This window comes from Stenotrophomonas sp. 24(2023) (genome assembly GCF_030913365.1).
GTDB lineage: Bacteria > Pseudomonadota > Gammaproteobacteria > Xanthomonadales > Xanthomonadaceae > Stenotrophomonas.
On sequence record NZ_CP133160.1, the window covers coordinates 270,983 to 287,002 of the forward strand.

Here is a 16,020-nt window from a genome sequence, read left to right on the forward strand (position 1 = left end):
GCGCCCGGCGACATGGACAAGCCTGTGGATAAGCCGTGCAGAAACGGGGGATATCCGCCGGTACATGACCAGACTGGCGCGGGGCGGTCGCAACGCCTGCGACGGGCGCCCGTGCGGCGCCCGATGCCGGCATTATCGCAGATCGCCCGGGCCGGGGTCAGGAAACCGCTCCACCGAAACGGCCCGGTGACACGCCGGGACGCGCCCCGGCGACCTCACCGGCCCTGGGCCGCCACCAGCGCCAGGAAGCGGTCGACGAAGCCCTGCAGGAACGCCTGCGTGCCTTCGTTGTGGACCGTGCCGTCGGCATCGATCAGGCCGTCCTTGAAATGGATGAACGCCTCCGGCTGCGGCAGCACGCGCATGTCCAGGTAGGACAGGATGTTGCGCAGGTGCTGCTGGGCCAGGGCCGTACCGATGGCCCCGATGGAGGCGCCGATCACCGCCGCCGGCTTGCCGGCAAAGGCGCTGTCGCCGTAGGGGCGCGAGCCGACGTCGATGGCGTTCTTGAGCACGCCCGGCACCGAGCGGTTGTACTCGGGGGTGACGAACAGCACGCCGTCAGCGGCCCGTACCTGGTCTTTCAGGCGCGTGCCCTGCACCGGATAACTAGCGTCGAATTCCTGGGTGTACAGCGGCAGGTCGCCGATCTCCACCTGCACGAAGCGGGCGCGGCCGGCCGCCAGCTTCTCCAGGGCATGGGCCAGCTTGCGGTTGCACGATTCGCGGCGAAGGCTGCCGACGAGGACAGCGATGGTCGGTCCGGACATCGGGATGGTCTCCTGGAAAGAACCCCCACCCTAGCCAGCGCGGCCTTCGCCGCCGGTGAAGGCTCAGCCGGCCGCCACGCCTGCACGCACCTGCCGCCAGTGTACCTGCCAGGCCTGGAACATCAGCACGTTCCAGAGGTGGGTATGCCACTTGCGCTGGCCGCCCAGGAACTGCTGCCACAGTGGCTGCACGGCGGCGGCGGACAGCACGCCCTCCCGTTCCAGCCGTGCCGGCTGCAGCAGCTCGTCAGCCCAGGGCCGCAGGTCACCACGCAACCAGTCGCTGACCGGTGCGCCAAACCCGCGCTTGGGCCGGTGCACCATCGCCTGCGGCACGTAGCGGCCCAGTACGCGCTTGAGCAGCACCTTGCTGGTGTCCTGCGAGCGCTTGAACGACAGCGGCAGCGACCAGGCGAACTCGGCCACCCGCCAGTCCAGCAACGGCGCGCGCGCTTCCAGGCTGACCGCCATCGAAGTGCGGTCGACCTTGCACAGCAGGTCATCGGGCAGGTAGGTCACGAAATCGGCCAGCATCATCGCATCGGCCGGCGTACCGGCCCCATGCAGCGGATCGGCCAGGTCATAGAAGCTGCCGGCCGCGTTGGCACCGGGCACGGCGGCCCGTGGGTCGCGCCAACGCGAGATCCGGTTGCGGTACACATCGCCGATGCCGCGCGCACCGGTTTCGGCCAGCAACGCGGCCAGGCCACCGGTGCGCGATGCCTCGCCCTGCTGCTGCGAGCGGGCGCCCATCCAGCGCCGCAGCGGCCCGGGCACGCGGCCCAGCATCTGCCAGTTGCGCAGTGCCCGCACGTAACGGGTATAGCCGAAGAACAGCTCATCGCCACCATCGCCGGACAGGGCCACGGTCACGCCCTGGCGCGCCAGGCGGGCCACCAGCGCGGTCGGCACCTGCGAGGCATCGGCGAAGGGTTCATCGAACATCGCCGGCAGCTGCGGCACCACCGCCAGGGCATCGGCGCCACTGACATACAGTTCGGTGTGGTCGCAGCCCAGGTGGCCAGCCAGTTCCCTGGCCAGCGGCGCCTCGTCATGGCCGGAGCCGCTGAAGCCGATGCTGAAGCTGTGCACCGGCTGCGGGCTCTGCGCCTGCATCAGCGCGGCCACCAGCGAGGAATCGGTGCCGCCGGACAGGAACACGCCCACCGGCACGTCGGCCACCATGCGCAGCGCCACCGCGTCGCGCAGCAGCGCATCAAGCTGCTCCTCGGCCTCTTCGATACGCCCCTGGAACGGCGCGGCCAGCGCCGCCTGCATGCGTGCGCGCGCATCCCAGAACGGGCGCTGCGCCTGTTCCGGACGGTGTGCGGCCGCGCCGGCCGCCACGGCCTGTGCGTCCAGGCGCAGGACACGGCCGGGCAGCAGCTTGAAGCAGCGCTCGTGGATGGTATGCGGTGCGGGAATGTAGTCCAGCCGCAGCAGCAGGGTCAGCGCATCGCGGTCGATGCCGTTGTCGAACGCCGGGTGCTGCCACAGTGCCTTCAGTTCCGAGCCGAACACCAGCGCATCGCCGGCCCAGCCGTAGTACAGCGGCTTCTTGCCTACACGGTCGCGGGCCAGCCACAGGCAGCGTTCCTGGCGGTCCCACAGGGCAATGGCGAACATGCCATTGCAGCGCTGCAGGGTATCTTCCACGCCCCATTGCAGTACCGCGGCCAGCAGCACTTCGGTATCGGAATGGCCACGGAAGGCATGCCCCAGCGGTTCCAGCTCGGCGCGCAGTGCCGCGAAGTTGTAGACCTCGCCGTTGTAGGCCAGCACATAGCGGCCATCGGCCGATGCCATCGGCTGGTGGCCCAGCGGGGACAGGTCGAGAATGCTCAGCCGGCGATGGGCCAGGGCGATGCCCGCCGCGGCATCGACCCAGACGCCACCGTCATCCGGGCCGCGATGGTGCAGGGCCTGCCCCATGGACAGCGCCTGCGCCTGCAGCACTTCGGCCGGGGCCTGCGCCACCGGCAACAACATTCCCGCCAATCCACACATGCATCAGGGTTCCTGCGCCAGATCGAGGGCGGCGCCAATCAGCGCATTGTCGCTTGGAAGCCCGAACATTGCTGCCCCCGCCAGCGGCGTGTAGGTGTCGGCACCGCAGACCCGGCGCAGCGGCAGGTGGCCGAAGCCGGCTTCCACCAGTGCAGTCACCACGCCCTCCCCCACCCCGCCACTCTGGCGGCCCTCGTCCAGCACCAGCACACGCTGGGCGGTGGCGGCCTGGGCGGCAATGAACGTCGCCGGCAACGGCACCAGCCAGCGCAGGTCGACCACCCGCACCTGCCAGCCCAGCTGCTGGCCGATGGCCACCGCCGCACGCAGGGCCATCGGCACGCCATTGCCAAAGGTGAAGACCACCAGGTCGGTGGCGTCCGGCGCATGGACCCGGCCTTCGCCCAGGGCGATCGCCTGCCCCGGCGGCGGGAACGGGAACAGCCACTGGCCATCGCCCGCTTCGTGCAGATCCTTGGTCATGTACAGCGCGATCGGCTCAAGGAACACCGCCACCCGTCCATCCACCTGCGCCAGCGCGGCCAACGTACGCAGCATCATCACCGCATCGTCGCCGCGCGACGGGCAGCCCACCACCAGGCCGGGAATGTCGCGCAGCGCAGTGATCGAATTGTCGTTGTGGAAATGACCGCCGAATCCCTTCTGGTAGCCGAGCCCGGCCACCCGCACCAGCATCGGGTTGCGGAACTGGTCATTGGAGAAGAACTGCAGCGAGCAGGCCTCGCCGCGCAGCTGGTCGATGGCATTGTGCAGATAGGCCAGGTACTGGATTTCCGGCACCGGCAGCATGCCCAGGTTGGCCAGGCCCTGGGCCATGCCCAGGATCATCGTTTCGTCCAGCAGGGTGTTGAACACCCGGCGCGGGCCGAAGCGGCGCAGCAGGTCCTTGGTTACCGTGTACACGCCCCCTTTCTGCGCCACGTCCTCGCCGAACAGCAGCGCCTGCGGATACCTGCCCAGCAGTTCCTGCAGGCCCTGGTTGATCTGCACCGCCAGATGGCGCGGCGGTTGCCGTTCCGGCAGCGCATCCTCGCCGCCGTACTGGGCCAGCCGTTGTCCCGCGTCCAGCACACGGCAGGCCTCGGCCTGCACGGCCGCCGGCGAATACGGCGCCAACGGCGCGGTCACCTCGGCCAGCGACTGCAGCTTGGGCCGCTGGTCGGCGGCATCAGCCGCAGCCAGGCAGCGCACGCGCATCGCCTCGTAGGCCGCCTCGATGGCGGCGGCCTCCATCCAGCCCGATTCCAGCGCGATCTGCGCCGAGCGCAGCAGCGGGTCCTGCGCCTCGGCCGCGCACAGCTCGGCCAGCGCGCGCCATTCCACCTCGAAGTCGGTCCCGGCATGCCCCATCAGGCGCGTGGTGCGCAGGTGCAGGAAGGTCGGTCGCCGCGTGCGCCGGCAGTGCGCCACCGCCGCCTGCACCGGGTCATGGCCGAGCGCCAGGTCCAGGCCATCGGCGAAGAAATAGTCCAGCCCCGGCTGCTGGCTGAAGCGCTCGGCAATCCAGCCTTCCGGCGTCTTCACCGAAATGCCCAGCCCGTTGTCCTCGCAGACGAACAGCACCGGCACCGGCAGCTTCTGGTAGGCGGCCCACATCGCGGTGTTGAACGCGGTCTGCGCGCTGGCATGGTTGGCCGAGGCATCGCCGAACGAACACAGCACGATGCTGTCACCTGGGATCGGCAACGGCTGGCCAAGCCGCTTGCCGCTTTCGATGGCCAGCGCCGTACCCAACGCCTTGGGCAGGTGCGAGGCGATGGTGGAGGTCTGCGGCAGCACCCACAGCGGCCTGCTGCCCCAGACCTTGTGCCGGCCCCCGCTGGCCGGATCGTCCGCGCTGGCGGCAAACGACAGGGCCGCATCGACGATCGCATCCATGCCCGGCACCTGCCGCGCGCGCTCGGCCATGAACGCACCGGAGCGGTAGTGCAGGAAGGCCGGATCGGTCGGCCGGCACGCCCGGGCCAGCAGCGCGTTGCCCTCATGGCCGGACGAGCCGATGGTGTAGAAGACCTTGTTCTGCACGCGCAGCACGCGCGCCATCAGGTCCAGCTGGCGGCTGGCCAGCTGCGATTCGAACAGTTCGCCGAACGCACCGGCCGCGAGCGTGCTGCCCGGCAGGATCGGCGCGTCCGGCGCCGGGCGTGGCCGGGCGGTACCCCGCCAGCCACGCACGGCCTCCAGGAAGTTGGCATCGCAGACCTCGGCGCGGTTGAGGCCGCGCATGCGTGCCGGAATCGGATCGGGAACCACAGCGAACATCGAACACCCCTCCGTGTCGTTGTTGCAGGTGGTGCAGCAGGGATCAGGCGGCGGCGTCCATCCTCGCCCGCACTTCCGGGGTCACCGCCGGCATCGCCACGAAGCGCGCCTGCGACCGCACGCGCTGCAGCCAGCCGCGCACTTCCGGGAACGGCTCAAGCGAAACACCGCCGTCGGCCGCCACATCGGTGTAGGCGAACAGGGCGATATCGGCGATGCCATAGGCGCTGCCGCTGAACCAGGCGGCCTGCCGCAGGTGCTGCTCCATCACCGCCAGCGCAGCATGGGAACGCTCGCGCAGGCGTGGCAGTTCCGCATGCCGGGATGACCCGGGGGCGGCCCAGCCACAGATGAAGCGCGCCACGGCGAGGTAGGGCTCGTGGCTGTACTGCTCGAAGAACATCCAGCTCAGGGTCTGCGCACGCTCCCAGCCATCGGTCGGCAGATAGGGCGTTCCTTCGGCCAGCCAGAACAGGATCGCATTGGATTCGGTCAGCACGCGGCCATCGTCGCGGACGATCAGCGGCACCTTGGCATTGGGATTGAGGGCGAGGAATTCCGGCGTATGGGTCTGCCCATGCGCGCTGTCGACCTCTTCCCAGCGATAGCGGCTGCCCAGCTGCTCCAGCAGCAGGCGCACCTTGTGGCAATTACCCGAGACCGACATGCCATGCACGGTCAGCGGGACACGCTCCTGCACCATCCTGCCCTCCTGTCACCCCGGCCGACGGCCGGCTGCATGCAGTCTGGCACAGGCGTGGGCAGGGCGGCGCGATGATCGGCTGCTCAGCGGTGGCGTTGCCGCCACTGCATGCGCGACTGGCCCCATATCTCCACCGGCTTGCCCTGCAGTGGCGGCGGCAGCTCGCCCATGCGCAGCAGCGTGCTGCCCAGCTTGCCCGCCACGCGCTTGGAGCTCACGTTCTCCGGCGCGATGGTGTGGATGATCTCGTCCCAGCCCAGCGTGTCGAAGGCCCAATCCATTGCCGCCACCGCCGCTTCCGGTGCGTACCCCCTGCCCCAGCTGGCACGGCAGATGCCCCAGCCGATCTCGGTGCCGGGCCATCCCAGCGGTTGCCAGGGCCCCATGCGCCCCACCCAGGCACCGGTGTCTTTCTCGATCACGCTGAACATCGAGAAGCCGAACAGGTGCCAGCTGCCGGCCAGGCTGCAGAAACCGCGCCATGCGGTCTGCGGCGCCTGCACGCCCCCCAGGTGGGTCATCACCCCCTCATCGGCGCAGAACGCCAGATACGGCTCCAGGTCCTGTTGCTGCACCGGGCGCAGCAGCAGGCGCGCGGTTTCGATGCGCAGGTCGAAAATGCTCATGGCGACTCCCTGTCGGTGGATGCACTGCATCATTGCAGATACCCGGCAACAGGCACAAAAAAAGCAGGCCGGCGCATCGGCCGGCCTGCTGTGCATCCTGCGGCAAGAGGGTATTACTGGCGATTGGTCGCCACGTCACCGGCCGCCGCCGTCTGGGTGACCAGCTGGCCATCGACCACCGGCAGGCGGTCGCTGGCAGGCTTGTTGTCCATGCGCACGGTCTTCTCCGCGCCATCGTAGCGGTAGGTCACGTTGTAGCCCTTCACCACATCGCTGGTGCCCATCGCGATGCGGTTGCCCGGCTGGCTGGCCATGCGCATCGTGCCGGTGGTGCCGTCTTCATTGCGGTAGGTCACGTTGTAGCCGGTGACCCGGCTGGACTGCGACGTCGCCGTTTCGGTGTGGCACTGGCGCTCGGTACGGTTGACCACGCGGCCACCGACATGGCGCTTGTCGATCTGGTTGCCGACCACGCCACCGGCGACGGCACCGGCCACGGTTGCGGCCTTGCGGCCATTGCCACCGCCCACCTGGTTGCCGAGCAGGCCGCCGACCACCGCACCGATCACGGTGCCGCCGACATTGCCGTCACGCTCCGGCAGGCGCTCCTGCACCACCACATCCTCGCAGACCTCATGCGGGGTCTGGGTGGTGGACGTCTCGCGCACCGGCTCGGTGCCGATCACGGTGGCGTAGGCCTTTTCCTTCTGGGTGATCGGATCGACCTTCAGCACGTCGGCATATTCCAGCCCACGCTTGCCGCTGGCATCGAGCTGGTCGGTACGTGCACCGTCGTCAGCGGTGCTACCGGCCACCAGGCGCGACGCACCATGGTCGGCTGCCACGGTGTCCGGCGAGGCACTGCCTCCCTTCATGAAGGCAGCCGTGGCGATACCACCGACCAGCAGCGCGCCCGCGGCGACCAGGACAGTTGTTGTTGTGCTTTTCATGACCTGCTCCTTGCGGACCATCCGCAACGTTCATGGGCAGATTGCAGCATGCACACCCTGAACGGAATCTCCACATTTCCTGCATATTCACACCCCCCATTCAGCAAAGGGAAATCCACGGCCCGTGGTAGCGTTTGCACATTCCTCACCGAGCTCCCCGCCATGGCCAACCCCCTGTTGCTGCCCCTGCTGGAGTGGGCGCGCCGGCTGCGCTTCCCCACCCTGTTCAAGATCACCGCCGGCCTGTTCGCCCTGACCCTGTTCATCCCCGACCCGATTCCGTTCGTGGATGAGCTGCTGCTGGGCATGGGCACCCTGCTGCTGGCCAACTGGAAGCAGCGCAGCGCCGTGCCCGCGCCTGTCCCACGGCGCTGAACGTGCTGATCGACAGCCACTGCCACCTGGACGCCGCCGAGTTCGATCCCGACCGCGCCACGGTGATCGCGCGCGCGCGCGCGGCCGGCGTACAGGCCCAGGTAGTGCCGGCGGTCACCGCGGCCAGCTGGCCGAAACTGCGCGACGTCTGCCAGCAGGCACCGGGCCTGTACCCGGCCTACGGCCTGCACCCGATGTTCCTGGCCGAGCACCAGCCCGGGCACCTGCAGGCGCTGGCAGGCTGGGTCGAGCGCGAGCGGCCCTGCGCGATCGGCGAATGCGGGCTGGATTTCTTCATCGACGGCCTGGATGCCCAGGCGCAGCAGCACTACTTCACCGGCCAGCTGGCGCTGGCACGCGAGCATGACCTGCCGGTGATCGTGCATGCACGGCGTGCGGTGGATGCGGTGATCGCAGCGATCAGCCGCGTCGGCGGACTGCGCGGGGTGGTGCACAGTTTTTCCGGCAGCCCCGAGCAGGCCGCGCAGCTGCACAAGCGCGGCTTCCTGCTGGGCCTGGGCGGGCCGGTCACCTACGAACGCGCGCAGCGCCTGCAGCGCTTGGTGCGGCAGATGCCGCTGGAACAGCTGCTGCTGGAAACCGATGCCCCGGACCAGCCCGATGCGGGCATTCGCGGCCAGCGCAACGAGCCGGCACGGCTGGCGGATATCGCCACGCATATCGCCAGGCTGCGCGGCATCGAGACGGAAGCGCTGGCGCGGGCCACCACCGAGAATGCGCGCCGGCTGTTCGGCTTGCCCGCTGCCTGAGAGCCCGGCGTTGCCAGCAGCACGCGCCGTCAGGCGCCGGCGACGGCCTCGCTGGCGGCAGCCTTCACCTTTTTCGGTTCCAGCAGCATCTCCAGCGCCTTGCCAACGGCCGCGAACGCGAACGCACCGGTGATATGGGTGGCGGCCCCCAGGCCGGCCCCGCAATCGAGTTTGAGCGCTGCATCGGCCCCCAGGTTGGGGCGGATGCCGCACACGCTGCCATCGGCCTGCGGGTATTTCACGTTTTCCAGTGAATACACCGCCGGCACGCCGAAGTAGCGCTTGGCGTTCTTGGGGAAATTGAATTCACTGCGCAGCTTCTTGCGGATCAGTGCCAGCATGGCGTCATGCTCGGTGCGCGAGACATCGCGGATGCGCACCAGGGTGGGATCGGTACGGCCCCCGGCGGCGCCGACCGTCAGCAACGGCAGCTTGCGGCGGCGGCACCAGGCGATGGTTTCCACCTTCACCCGGAAGCTGTCGCAGGCATCGATGACCAGATCGAAGCCGCGGTCCAGCAGCTCGGCCATGTTCGATACGGTCAGGAACGCCTGCACCGCGTCCACATCGATGTCCGGGTTGATCGCCCGGCAGCGCTCGGCCATCGCCTCGGCCTTGTTGCGGCCGTAGTTGCCTTCCAGCGCCGGCAGCTGGCGGTTGGTGTTGGATACGCAGATGTCGTCGGCGTCGATCAGGGTGAGGTGGCCGACGGCCGAGCGTGCGAGCGCCTCGACCACCCAGGAACCGACCCCGCCCATGCCGACCACCGCCACGCGGCTGCCCTGCAGGCGCTCGAGCGCGCCCACGCCATACAGCCGTTCGATACCGGCGAAGCGTTGTTTGACCTGTTCGTTCATCCCGTTATTTTAACGTGCCGGCAAGCGTGCCCACAGCGCACCGATGCCAAACCCACCGTTGCACGCCAGGAGCGCCCGCCATGAACGCCAGCCCGCCCCGCCGTCCTTCCGCCGCCCAGCGCTATCTGTTCATGCTGGGCCTGGGCCTGTTGATCGGCCTGGTCGCCACGGTGATGGTCGGCCGTGCGCTGCAGGCACGGCAGGACCCGTTCCCGTCCAGCCTGATGCAGGTGATGGAGCGCCAGCTGGCCCAGCTGCACACGGCCCAGCAGCACAACCGCTGCAGCCTGGCCGACAGCCAGCCACGCCTGCAGAGCCTGCGCCTGCTGTCCAACGACCTGGACCTGGCCTTTCCCGGGCTGAAGGACAGTGCCGGCTTCCAGCAGCACGGCAGCCAGCTGCGCGCCACGCTCAACAGCGCCCTGGCCAGCCCGGCCGTGGACTGCGCCGCGCTGGCCACGGTGGTCGCGCAGCTGCAGCAGGACTGCCGTGCCTGCCACCAGGACTTCCGCTGATTCATCTTTCAGCGGGAATACGGGCCGGCGATTGGCACCTTGTTCACGTAGGAAAGTGGACGATTCAGCCACCGCTGCACGAAGCAGCGACCACCACCCATGCAGTGCCTCACGGCCAGGAGATGCCCCATGAAGATCCAGCTCATTGCTGCCAGCGCCGTCGCTACCCTGGCCCTGGCCGGCTGTGCCACTTCGCCCGGTTATGGCGGCGGCGGTTACAACAACGGCTACAACAACGGCGGCTATGGCAATGCCGGCTACAACCAGGGCCGTTGCGCCGACTGCGGCATCGTCACCCGCATCAACACCATTCCTTCCGGCCGCACCGCCCCCAGCGCCACCGGCGCGATCCTGGGCGGCATCGTCGGCGCGGTGGCCGGCCATGAGATCTCCGACCATACCGGCGGCAGCCGCGGCAACAAGAACATCGCCGCCGCCGCTGGCGCGGTCGGTGGCGCCCTCGCCGGCAACCAGATCCAGAAGAACGTCACCAGCGATACCTACGACATCACCGTGCGCATGGACGATGGCCGCACCATCGTGGTGAACCAGCGCGACCTGGCTGGCATCCGCGAAAACACCTACGTGCGTGTGGTCAACGGCCGGGTGGTCCTGCGCTGAGCCAGCCGGTGGCTGGGCCCTCCATGAAAAAAGGCCCGCTTGCGCGGGCCTTTTCCGTTTACCTGCAGTGCGTGCCGATCAGGTCGGCTGCACGGCGTCGGCCTGCAGGCCCTTCTGGCCCTGCACGACGGTGAAGGTGACCTTCTGGCCTTCCTTCAGGCTCTTGAAGCCCTGGGTCTGGATGGCACGGAAGTGCACGAACACGTCTTCGCCGTTTTCACGGCTGATGAAGCCGAAGCCCTTGGCATCGTTGAACCACTTGACGGTACCGGTCTCGCGATCAGACATCTCACTAACTCCCTGGTGACTCTCTCTTGTTGTTGGAAACGCCTTCTGGGCGGCTGACAAGCAAGGGGGAAGCGAGGTGCATCGATGCAGCGGATCGGGAAGATCTAGCGTCATCAGGCCACGATCCACGGTGACCTTGCCAAGCTCAGCGACTGCAACTTAACCCGGCCAAAACGAAAAAGCAACTGGCAAAATCTTTCACTGTCAACCCCAAATCCCAAACCATACGTATAGGCATGGACCCTTCATTCATCTTGTATCTGCTAGCAGCCCTGCTGGTGCTGGCCGGCGTGGCCGGCATCGTGCTGCCCGCCCTTCCCGGGGTCCCGCTGGTCTTCGTCGGCCTGCTGGTGGCTGCCTGGGCCGACGGTTTTGCCCATGTCGGCTGGCCGTCCCTGCTGGTCCTGGGGCTGCTGACCGTGCTGTCACTGCTGGTGGACGTGCTGGCCACCGTGGTGGGCGCGCAGCGGGTGGGCGCCAGCCGCAAGGCCCTGTGGGGCACGTTCGTGGGCAGCATCGCCGGGCTGTTCTTCATGCCGGTCGGGCTGCTGGCCGGCCCCCTGCTGGGTGCCCTGGCCGGCGAGTACTGGCACACCCGGCAGCTCGGGCGCTCGGCCAAGGTGGGGCTGGCGACCTGGCTGGGCATCCTGCTCGGGGTGGCACTGAAGCTGGCCCTGGTCGTGGCGATGCTGGGCCTGTTCGCCTTCGCCTGGTTCTTCTGAGCCCCTCTTCACGCCACGCGCACGCCTGCGCCGGGCATAAAACCCGGCAGGGCTGGCCGTTGGCGCGTGCAGCGGCCACACTGTGCGATGACCGTTTTTCCCTTCAAGGGCCTGTTGCAATGACCCTGCCTGTCCTGTTCTTCCGACGTTCCCCCCTTGCTGCCGCCCTGGTCCTGGCCACCGCCAGCGCCCCACTGGCCGCCCAGGAATTCGCTGCCGGCGCGACCACCACGCCGACCGGCTGTGCCGCCATCGACAGTGATGCCGCCCGCCTGGCCTGTTATGACCGCATCTACGGCCGCACCGCGCAGGCCACCGCCGAGGCCGATGCCGCCGCGACCGCTGCCGCCCAGGCCCTGCGTGAACAACGCCAGGCCGCACGGGTCAGCCAGGGCGAGGAAAAGCTGCGGGCCAAGGTCGGCGACCTGTTCCGCCCCGCGCCCGACGACAGCGCCCTGGCCAATGCCGGCCGCGGCTCGCTGCTGGACAGCCGCTGGGAACTGGCCGAGGACTCCAAGCTGGGGCCGTTCCAGCTGCGCGCCTACAAGCCGGTCTACCTGCTGCCGGCGTTCTGGACCAGCGACAAGAACACCACCCCGCACTCCCCGAACCCGGCCAACACGGTGACCCAGGCGCAGACGCTGGACAGTGCCGAACTGAAGTTCCAGATCAGCTTCAAGACCAAGATCGCCGAGAACCTGTTCGGCGACAACGGCGACATCTGGGCCGGCTACACCCAAAGCTCGCGCTGGCAGGCCTACAACGGCGAGGATTCGCGCCCGTTCCGCGAAACCAATTACGAGCCGGAAGTGATGATGGTGTTCCGCAACGGCTACTCGATCGGTGGCTGGCGCGGGCGCATGACCGGCATCAGCCTGAACCACCAGTCCAATGGCCGTGCCGACCCGCTGTCGCGCAGCTGGAACCGGGTGATGCTCAACATCGGCCTGGACCGCGAGAACTGGGCGCTGGTGCTGCGCCCGTGGTACCGCATTCCCGAGTCCAAGCGTGAAGACAACAACCCGGACATCGAGGATTACATGGGCCGCGGCGATGCGACCCTGATCTGGAACCGCAACGGCCATGAGGTCGCGCTGATGGCGCGCCATTCGCTGCGCACCGGCAGCCGATCGCATGGCGCGCTGCAGCTGGACTACGGCTTCCCCATCAGCAACCTGCTGCGCGGGCATATCCAGGTGTTCGACGGTTATGGCGAAAGCCTGATCGACTACAACCACAAGGCCACCTACGTGGGCGTGGGCGTATCGCTGCTGGAGTGGTTCTGATGGCGGTGGTGATCTGGCACAACCCTGCCTGCAGCAATTCACGCGGGGCACTGAAGCTGATCCGCGATGCCGGCATCGAACCGACGGTGGTGGATTACCTGGCCACCCCGCCGGACGAGGCCACGCTGCGGCGCGTGCTGGCCGATGCGGGCCTGCGCGCAGCCGAACTGGTACGCAGCAAGGAGGCCCTGTTCGACGAACTGGGCCTGGCCGGTGCCGACGAGCAGGCGCTGGTAGCGGCGATGGCCACCCATCCGCGCCTGATCAACCGGCCGGTGGTGATCACGGCCAAGGGCACCGCATTGTGCCGGCCACCGGAAACGGTGCTGTCGCTGCTGTAGCCGGGCGCTGGAGCGTGTGGCTAGCCGCCGCCGCACGAGGCCATGCAGCTGCCAGCATCCTGGCTGCAGCTGATCAAGGGTGACTGGTCATAACAGGCCTGCGCCTGCATGCGGCAGGCCTGGCGCGCGTCCTCGTTCTTGTAGGAATCGCAGCGCGAGGCTGCCTGCGAATCGCAGCTGAAGCGCCGGTCCGAATCGGTCTGTGCCAGGCATTTCTGCTGGCGCGCCTGGCAGGCCATCACGCATTGCGCACTGGCGTTGTAGCTGCTGCCATCGCCGGGAAGATCGCCCTGGCTGCTGCACCCGGCCAGCGCCACCAGCGCCACCATCGTCCATCGCCACATTGACCAGGCCCCTCGCCATTGCCGATGGCGGCAGGGTAGCAGTTGTATGCTGCAGGCGGCGATGGCCCGCGCCCGCCCTGGCCGTGGCACCCGCCGTGGCCTGCATTCCCCGCTGCAAGGAGCACGCCTGCCATGGAATCCCGCCTTGTCCCCCGCCCTGTACAGGCACTGCGCCACGCGCTTGCCTGCAGCCTGCTGCTGGCCGCCACGGCGGTGGCAGGTGACACCCCGCTTGAGCCGGTGGACCTTGCACTGCTCGGCACCCACCTGATCCAGCACGGCGACGATGAGAGCTTCATCCGCTTCCATGTGCAGGCCAGCGGCACCACGCGCGAGGACATCGCGCGTATCCAGCTGCCACGGTTCCGGACCAGCATGGCCCAGCTGCGGGCACAGGCGGCCCGCGACGGCGACAAGGGCAACGCCTTCCTCGCGGCGCGCGAGGCATTGACCCGGGTCCAGTGCGCGCCCAAGGGGCCGGCCAGCGCAACGGCGACCACGGCCGAAGGCGAGGAAACCCGGATCGTCCGTATCCGCTGCCTGTATCCCACCCTCCATCACATCGACGCGGACGCGCCTGCGCCGCAGGGCGAAGGCCCGGTCATCGCCGGCAGCAACCGCAGCTGGGCCACCTACCGTCGCGAGCTGTCCGGCCCGGCGGACACGCCGTTGGAGTTCACCTGGGTATTCCATCGCAACCCGGCGCAAGGGCGCCCGCTCTGGCAGCCGCAGCCGTTCAACTACGAGCAGAACAACCTGCTGATGGGGGTAGCGCTGTCGGCTACCTCGGTGCCGGGCGGAACGCTGGACATGATCCGGCAGGCCGCCGATGAGGCCGAGGCCGACGCACGCAACGTGCCCTGAGCCTGGCACGGAAACGGAAACGGCGCCCGCAGGCGCCGCTTCCCCATCACCGCTGAGGACGGCCGGCAGGGCCGGCCATTCGCTCCGGAGCGTGTGGCCTCAGGCCACCACCACCGGAATCTTGCCGATGCGGGCCTGCCATTCGCGCGGGCCGGTGGTGTGCACCGACTCACCGGTGGAATCGACCGCCACGGTCACCGGCATGTCCTGCACGGTGAACTCGTAGATCGCCTCCATGCCCAGGTCGGCGAAGCCGACGACCTTGGCCGCCTTGATCGCCTTGGACACCAGGTAGGCCGAACCGCCAACGGCCATCAGGTAAGCCGACTTGTGCTTCTTGATCGCCTCGATGGCGGCCGGGCCGCGCTCGGCCTTGCCGACCATGCCCAGCAGGCCGGTCTGCGCCAGCACCTGCTCGGTGAACTTGTCCATGCGGGTGGCGGTGGTCGGGCCGGCCGGGCCCACCACTTCATCGCGCACCGGATCGACCGGGCCGACGTAATAGATGAAGCGGCCCTTGAGGTCGACCGGCAGTTCCTCGCCCTTGTTGAGCATGTCCACCATGCGCTTGTGCGCGGCGTCGCGGCCGGTCAGCAGCTTGCCGTTGAGCAGCAGGGTCTGGCCCGGCTTCCAGTTGGCCACGTCTTCCGGGGTGATCGTGTCCAGGTCCACGCGGGTGCCCTTGGACGCGTCGTAGGTCAGCGTCGGCCAGTCTTCCAGCGACGGCGGGTCGAGCATCACCGGGCCGCTGCCATCCAGGGTGAAGTGCGCATGGCGGGTCGCCGCGCAGTTCGGGATCATCGCCACCGGCAGGTTGGCCGCGTGGGTCGGATAATCGTTGATCTTGATGTCCAGCACGGTGGTCAGGCCGCCCAGACCCTGCGCGCCGATGCCCAGCGCGTTGACCTTCTCGTACAGCTCCAGGCGCAGCTCTTCGATGCGGTTGGACGCACCACGGGCCTGCAGCTCGGTGATGTCGATCGGCTCCATCAGCGCTTCCTTGGCCAGCAGCATCGCCTTTTCAGCGGTGCCACCAATGCCGATGCCGAGCATGCCCGGCGGGCACCAGCCGGCGCCCATGGTCGGCACGGTCTTCAGCACCCAGTCCACGATCGAGTCGGACGGGTTGAGCATGGCGAACTTGGTCTTGGCTTCGGAACCACCGCCCTTGGCCGCGACGATCACATCGACGGTGTTGCCCGGTACCACCTTGACGTTGACCACGCCCGGGGTGTTGTCCTTGGTGTTGATGCGCTTGCCGGCCGGATCGGCCAGCACCGAAGCGCGCAGCTTGTTGTCCGGGTGCATGTAGGCGCGGCGCACGCCTTCGTTGGCCATGTCCTCCACGCCCATGGTCGCGTCGTCCCAGCGCACGTCCATGCCGATTTCCAGGAACACGGTGACGATGCCGGTGTCCTGGCAGATGGGACGGTGGCCTTCGGCGCACATCCGCGAATTGATCAGGATCTGGGCCATCGCTTCCTTCGCGGCCGGCGACTCCTCGCGCTCGTAGGCGGCGGCGAGGTTCTTGATGTAGTCGACCGGGTGGTAGTACGAGATGTACTGCAGCGCGTCGGCGATGGACTGGATGAGGTCTTCCTGCTTGATCGATGTCACGGCTTGCTCGCTTGCTCAAGGCTGGCGGGGGTAATCCGCCCATTTTACCCCCTCCCCCGGCCGCGCGTAGAGTCGCAGGGG

General features: G+C 68.3%; 18 protein-coding genes. 8 read left to right on the forward strand and 10 right to left on the reverse strand.

Translation table 11 applies throughout. From position 1 onward, the window contains the following. Nucleotides 1–215: 215 nt before the first annotated feature. From Q9R17_RS01205 to Q9R17_RS01230, 6 genes are all read right to left on the reverse strand, one after another. Entirely contained in the window at nucleotides 216–770 is a 555-nt protein-coding gene (locus Q9R17_RS01205; RefSeq protein ID WP_308156653.1) for an NAD(P)H-dependent oxidoreductase, read from the reverse strand. Between the two features lie 63 nt (nucleotides 771–833). Then, on the reverse strand, nucleotides 834–2,777 hold the full coding sequence (gene asnB, locus Q9R17_RS01210) for an asparagine synthase (glutamine-hydrolyzing) (protein ID WP_308156654.1): 1,944 nt from the start codon (nucleotides 2,775–2,777) through the stop codon (nucleotides 834–836). A gap of 3 nt (nucleotides 2,778–2,780) precedes the next feature. After that, the gene (locus Q9R17_RS01215) at nucleotides 2,781–5,060 is read right to left on the reverse strand and encodes a thiamine pyrophosphate-dependent enzyme (protein ID WP_308156655.1); all 2,280 of its coding nucleotides are present in this window, start codon (nucleotides 5,058–5,060) and stop codon (nucleotides 2,781–2,783) included. A gap of 43 nt (nucleotides 5,061–5,103) precedes the next feature. Beyond that, nucleotides 5,104–5,763, reverse strand: a complete 660-nt coding sequence (locus Q9R17_RS01220) for a glutathione S-transferase family protein (protein ID WP_308156656.1) — start codon at nucleotides 5,761–5,763, stop codon at nucleotides 5,104–5,106. Between the two features lie 83 nt (nucleotides 5,764–5,846). Further along, nucleotides 5,847–6,389 carry a GNAT family N-acetyltransferase gene (locus Q9R17_RS01225; protein ID WP_308156657.1) on the reverse strand — a complete coding sequence of 181 codons (543 nt, stop codon included), beginning with the start codon at nucleotides 6,387–6,389 and terminating at the stop codon, nucleotides 5,847–5,849. 113 nt (nucleotides 6,390–6,502) lie between these two features. Beyond that, nucleotides 6,503–7,339: a glycine zipper 2TM domain-containing protein gene (locus Q9R17_RS01230; RefSeq protein ID WP_308156658.1), complete on the reverse strand. Its 837-nt coding sequence runs from the start codon at nucleotides 7,337–7,339 to the stop codon at nucleotides 6,503–6,505. 162 nt (nucleotides 7,340–7,501) lie between these two features. On the opposite strand from Q9R17_RS01230, the gene Q9R17_RS01235 reads away from it, so the two are divergent. Both Q9R17_RS01235 and Q9R17_RS01240 read left to right on the forward strand, forming a co-directional pair. Continuing rightward, nucleotides 7,502–7,714 carry a DUF6116 family protein gene (locus Q9R17_RS01235; protein WP_308156659.1) on the forward strand — a complete coding sequence of 71 codons (213 nt, stop codon included), beginning with the start codon at nucleotides 7,502–7,504 and terminating at the stop codon, nucleotides 7,712–7,714. Continuing rightward, nucleotides 7,711–8,484: a TatD family hydrolase gene (locus Q9R17_RS01240; RefSeq protein WP_308158396.1), complete on the forward strand. Its 774-nt coding sequence runs from the start codon at nucleotides 7,711–7,713 to the stop codon at nucleotides 8,482–8,484. Before Q9R17_RS01235 ends, Q9R17_RS01240 begins: the two co-directional genes overlap by 4 nt. A 29-nt stretch (nucleotides 8,485–8,513) precedes the next feature. On the opposite strand, the gene Q9R17_RS01245 is transcribed toward Q9R17_RS01240, so the two are convergent. After that, entirely contained in the window at nucleotides 8,514–9,341 is an 828-nt protein-coding gene (locus Q9R17_RS01245) for a tRNA threonylcarbamoyladenosine dehydratase (RefSeq protein ID WP_308156660.1), read from the reverse strand. 80 nt (nucleotides 9,342–9,421) lie between these two features. Between Q9R17_RS01245 and Q9R17_RS01250 the strand changes: the two genes are divergently transcribed. Together Q9R17_RS01250 and Q9R17_RS01255 are read left to right on the forward strand one after the other, a co-directional pair. Further along, entirely contained in the window at nucleotides 9,422–9,856 is a 435-nt protein-coding gene (locus tag Q9R17_RS01250) for a hypothetical protein (RefSeq protein WP_308156661.1), read from the forward strand. 129 nt (nucleotides 9,857–9,985) lie between these two features. After that, complete coding sequence (locus tag Q9R17_RS01255) at nucleotides 9,986–10,477, forward strand: glycine zipper 2TM domain-containing protein (RefSeq protein WP_308156662.1); 492 nt, start codon at nucleotides 9,986–9,988, stop codon at nucleotides 10,475–10,477. A 78-nt stretch (nucleotides 10,478–10,555) separates the two neighbouring features. Here the strand turns inward: Q9R17_RS01255 and Q9R17_RS01260 are convergent, their stop codons facing one another. Continuing rightward, complete coding sequence (locus Q9R17_RS01260) at nucleotides 10,556–10,765, reverse strand: cold-shock protein (protein ID WP_005410290.1); 210 nt, start codon at nucleotides 10,763–10,765, stop codon at nucleotides 10,556–10,558. Nucleotides 10,766–11,001: 236 nt separating this feature from the next. Here Q9R17_RS01260 and Q9R17_RS01265 point away from each other — a divergent pair, with 236 nt between their 5' ends. The 3 genes from Q9R17_RS01265 to arsC all read left to right on the forward strand — a co-directional run bounded on the left by Q9R17_RS01265 (nucleotide 11,002) and on the right by arsC (nucleotide 13,114). After that, a complete protein-coding gene (locus Q9R17_RS01265; protein ID WP_308156663.1) occupies nucleotides 11,002–11,487 on the forward strand; it encodes a DUF456 domain-containing protein in 486 nt (161 codons plus the stop codon). Nucleotides 11,488–11,606: 119 nt separating this feature from the next. Continuing rightward, nucleotides 11,607–12,773 carry a phospholipase A gene (locus Q9R17_RS01270; protein ID WP_308156664.1) on the forward strand — a complete coding sequence of 389 codons (1,167 nt, stop codon included), beginning with the start codon at nucleotides 11,607–11,609 and terminating at the stop codon, nucleotides 12,771–12,773. Further along, nucleotides 12,773–13,114 (forward strand): arsenate reductase (glutaredoxin), encoded by a 342-nt coding sequence (gene arsC, locus Q9R17_RS01275; RefSeq protein WP_308156665.1) that lies wholly within the window; start codon nucleotides 12,773–12,775, stop codon nucleotides 13,112–13,114. The genes Q9R17_RS01270 and arsC overlap by 1 nt, the downstream gene beginning before the upstream one ends. A 20-nt stretch (nucleotides 13,115–13,134) precedes the next feature. Here the strand turns inward: arsC and Q9R17_RS01280 are convergent, their stop codons facing one another. Continuing rightward, nucleotides 13,135–13,458, reverse strand: a complete 324-nt coding sequence (locus tag Q9R17_RS01280; RefSeq protein ID WP_308156666.1) for a hypothetical protein — start codon at nucleotides 13,456–13,458, stop codon at nucleotides 13,135–13,137. Nucleotides 13,459–13,590: 132 nt separating this feature from the next. On the opposite strand from Q9R17_RS01280, the gene Q9R17_RS01285 reads away from it, so the two are divergent. Then, nucleotides 13,591–14,322 carry a hypothetical protein gene (locus tag Q9R17_RS01285; protein WP_308156667.1) on the forward strand — a complete coding sequence of 244 codons (732 nt, stop codon included), beginning with the start codon at nucleotides 13,591–13,593 and terminating at the stop codon, nucleotides 14,320–14,322. Nucleotides 14,323–14,421: 99 nt separating this feature from the next. Here the strand turns inward: Q9R17_RS01285 and Q9R17_RS01290 are convergent, their stop codons facing one another. After that, complete coding sequence (locus Q9R17_RS01290; RefSeq protein WP_308156668.1) at nucleotides 14,422–15,939, reverse strand: fumarate hydratase; 1,518 nt, start codon at nucleotides 15,937–15,939, stop codon at nucleotides 14,422–14,424. Between the last annotated feature and the right edge of the window lie 81 nt (nucleotides 15,940–16,020).

Bases quoted from the DNA above. Each gene is read 5' to 3' on its own strand.
- Q9R17_RS01205 (WP_308156653.1), bottom strand. From the start codon at position 770: ATGTCCGGACCGACCATCGCTGTCCTCGTCGGCAGCCTTCGCCGCGAA.
- asnB (WP_308156654.1), bottom strand. From the start codon at position 2,777: ATGTGTGGATTGGCGGGAATGTTGTTGCCGGTGGCGCAGGCCCCGGCC.
- Q9R17_RS01215 (WP_308156655.1), bottom strand. From the start codon at position 5,060: ATGTTCGCTGTGGTTCCCGATCCGATTCCGGCACGCATGCGCGGCCTC.
- Q9R17_RS01220 (WP_308156656.1), bottom strand. From the start codon at position 5,763: ATGGTGCAGGAGCGTGTCCCGCTGACCGTGCATGGCATGTCGGTCTCG.
- Q9R17_RS01225 (WP_308156657.1), bottom strand. From the start codon at position 6,389: ATGAGCATTTTCGACCTGCGCATCGAAACCGCGCGCCTGCTGCTGCGC.
- Q9R17_RS01230 (WP_308156658.1), bottom strand. From the start codon at position 7,339: ATGAAAAGCACAACAACAACTGTCCTGGTCGCCGCGGGCGCGCTGCTG.
- Q9R17_RS01235 (WP_308156659.1), top strand. From the start codon at position 7,502: ATGGCCAACCCCCTGTTGCTGCCCCTGCTGGAGTGGGCGCGCCGGCTG.
- Q9R17_RS01245 (WP_308156660.1), bottom strand. From the start codon at position 9,341: ATGAACGAACAGGTCAAACAACGCTTCGCCGGTATCGAACGGCTGTAT.
- Q9R17_RS01250 (WP_308156661.1), top strand. From the start codon at position 9,422: ATGAACGCCAGCCCGCCCCGCCGTCCTTCCGCCGCCCAGCGCTATCTG.
- Q9R17_RS01255 (WP_308156662.1), top strand. From the start codon at position 9,986: ATGAAGATCCAGCTCATTGCTGCCAGCGCCGTCGCTACCCTGGCCCTG.
- Q9R17_RS01260 (WP_005410290.1), bottom strand. From the start codon at position 10,765: ATGTCTGATCGCGAGACCGGTACCGTCAAGTGGTTCAACGATGCCAAG.
- Q9R17_RS01265 (WP_308156663.1), top strand. From the start codon at position 11,002: ATGGACCCTTCATTCATCTTGTATCTGCTAGCAGCCCTGCTGGTGCTG.
- Q9R17_RS01270 (WP_308156664.1), top strand. From the start codon at position 11,607: ATGACCCTGCCTGTCCTGTTCTTCCGACGTTCCCCCCTTGCTGCCGCC.
- arsC (WP_308156665.1), top strand. From the start codon at position 12,773: ATGGCGGTGGTGATCTGGCACAACCCTGCCTGCAGCAATTCACGCGGG.
- Q9R17_RS01280 (WP_308156666.1), bottom strand. From the start codon at position 13,458: ATGTGGCGATGGACGATGGTGGCGCTGGTGGCGCTGGCCGGGTGCAGC.
- Q9R17_RS01285 (WP_308156667.1), top strand. From the start codon at position 13,591: ATGGAATCCCGCCTTGTCCCCCGCCCTGTACAGGCACTGCGCCACGCG.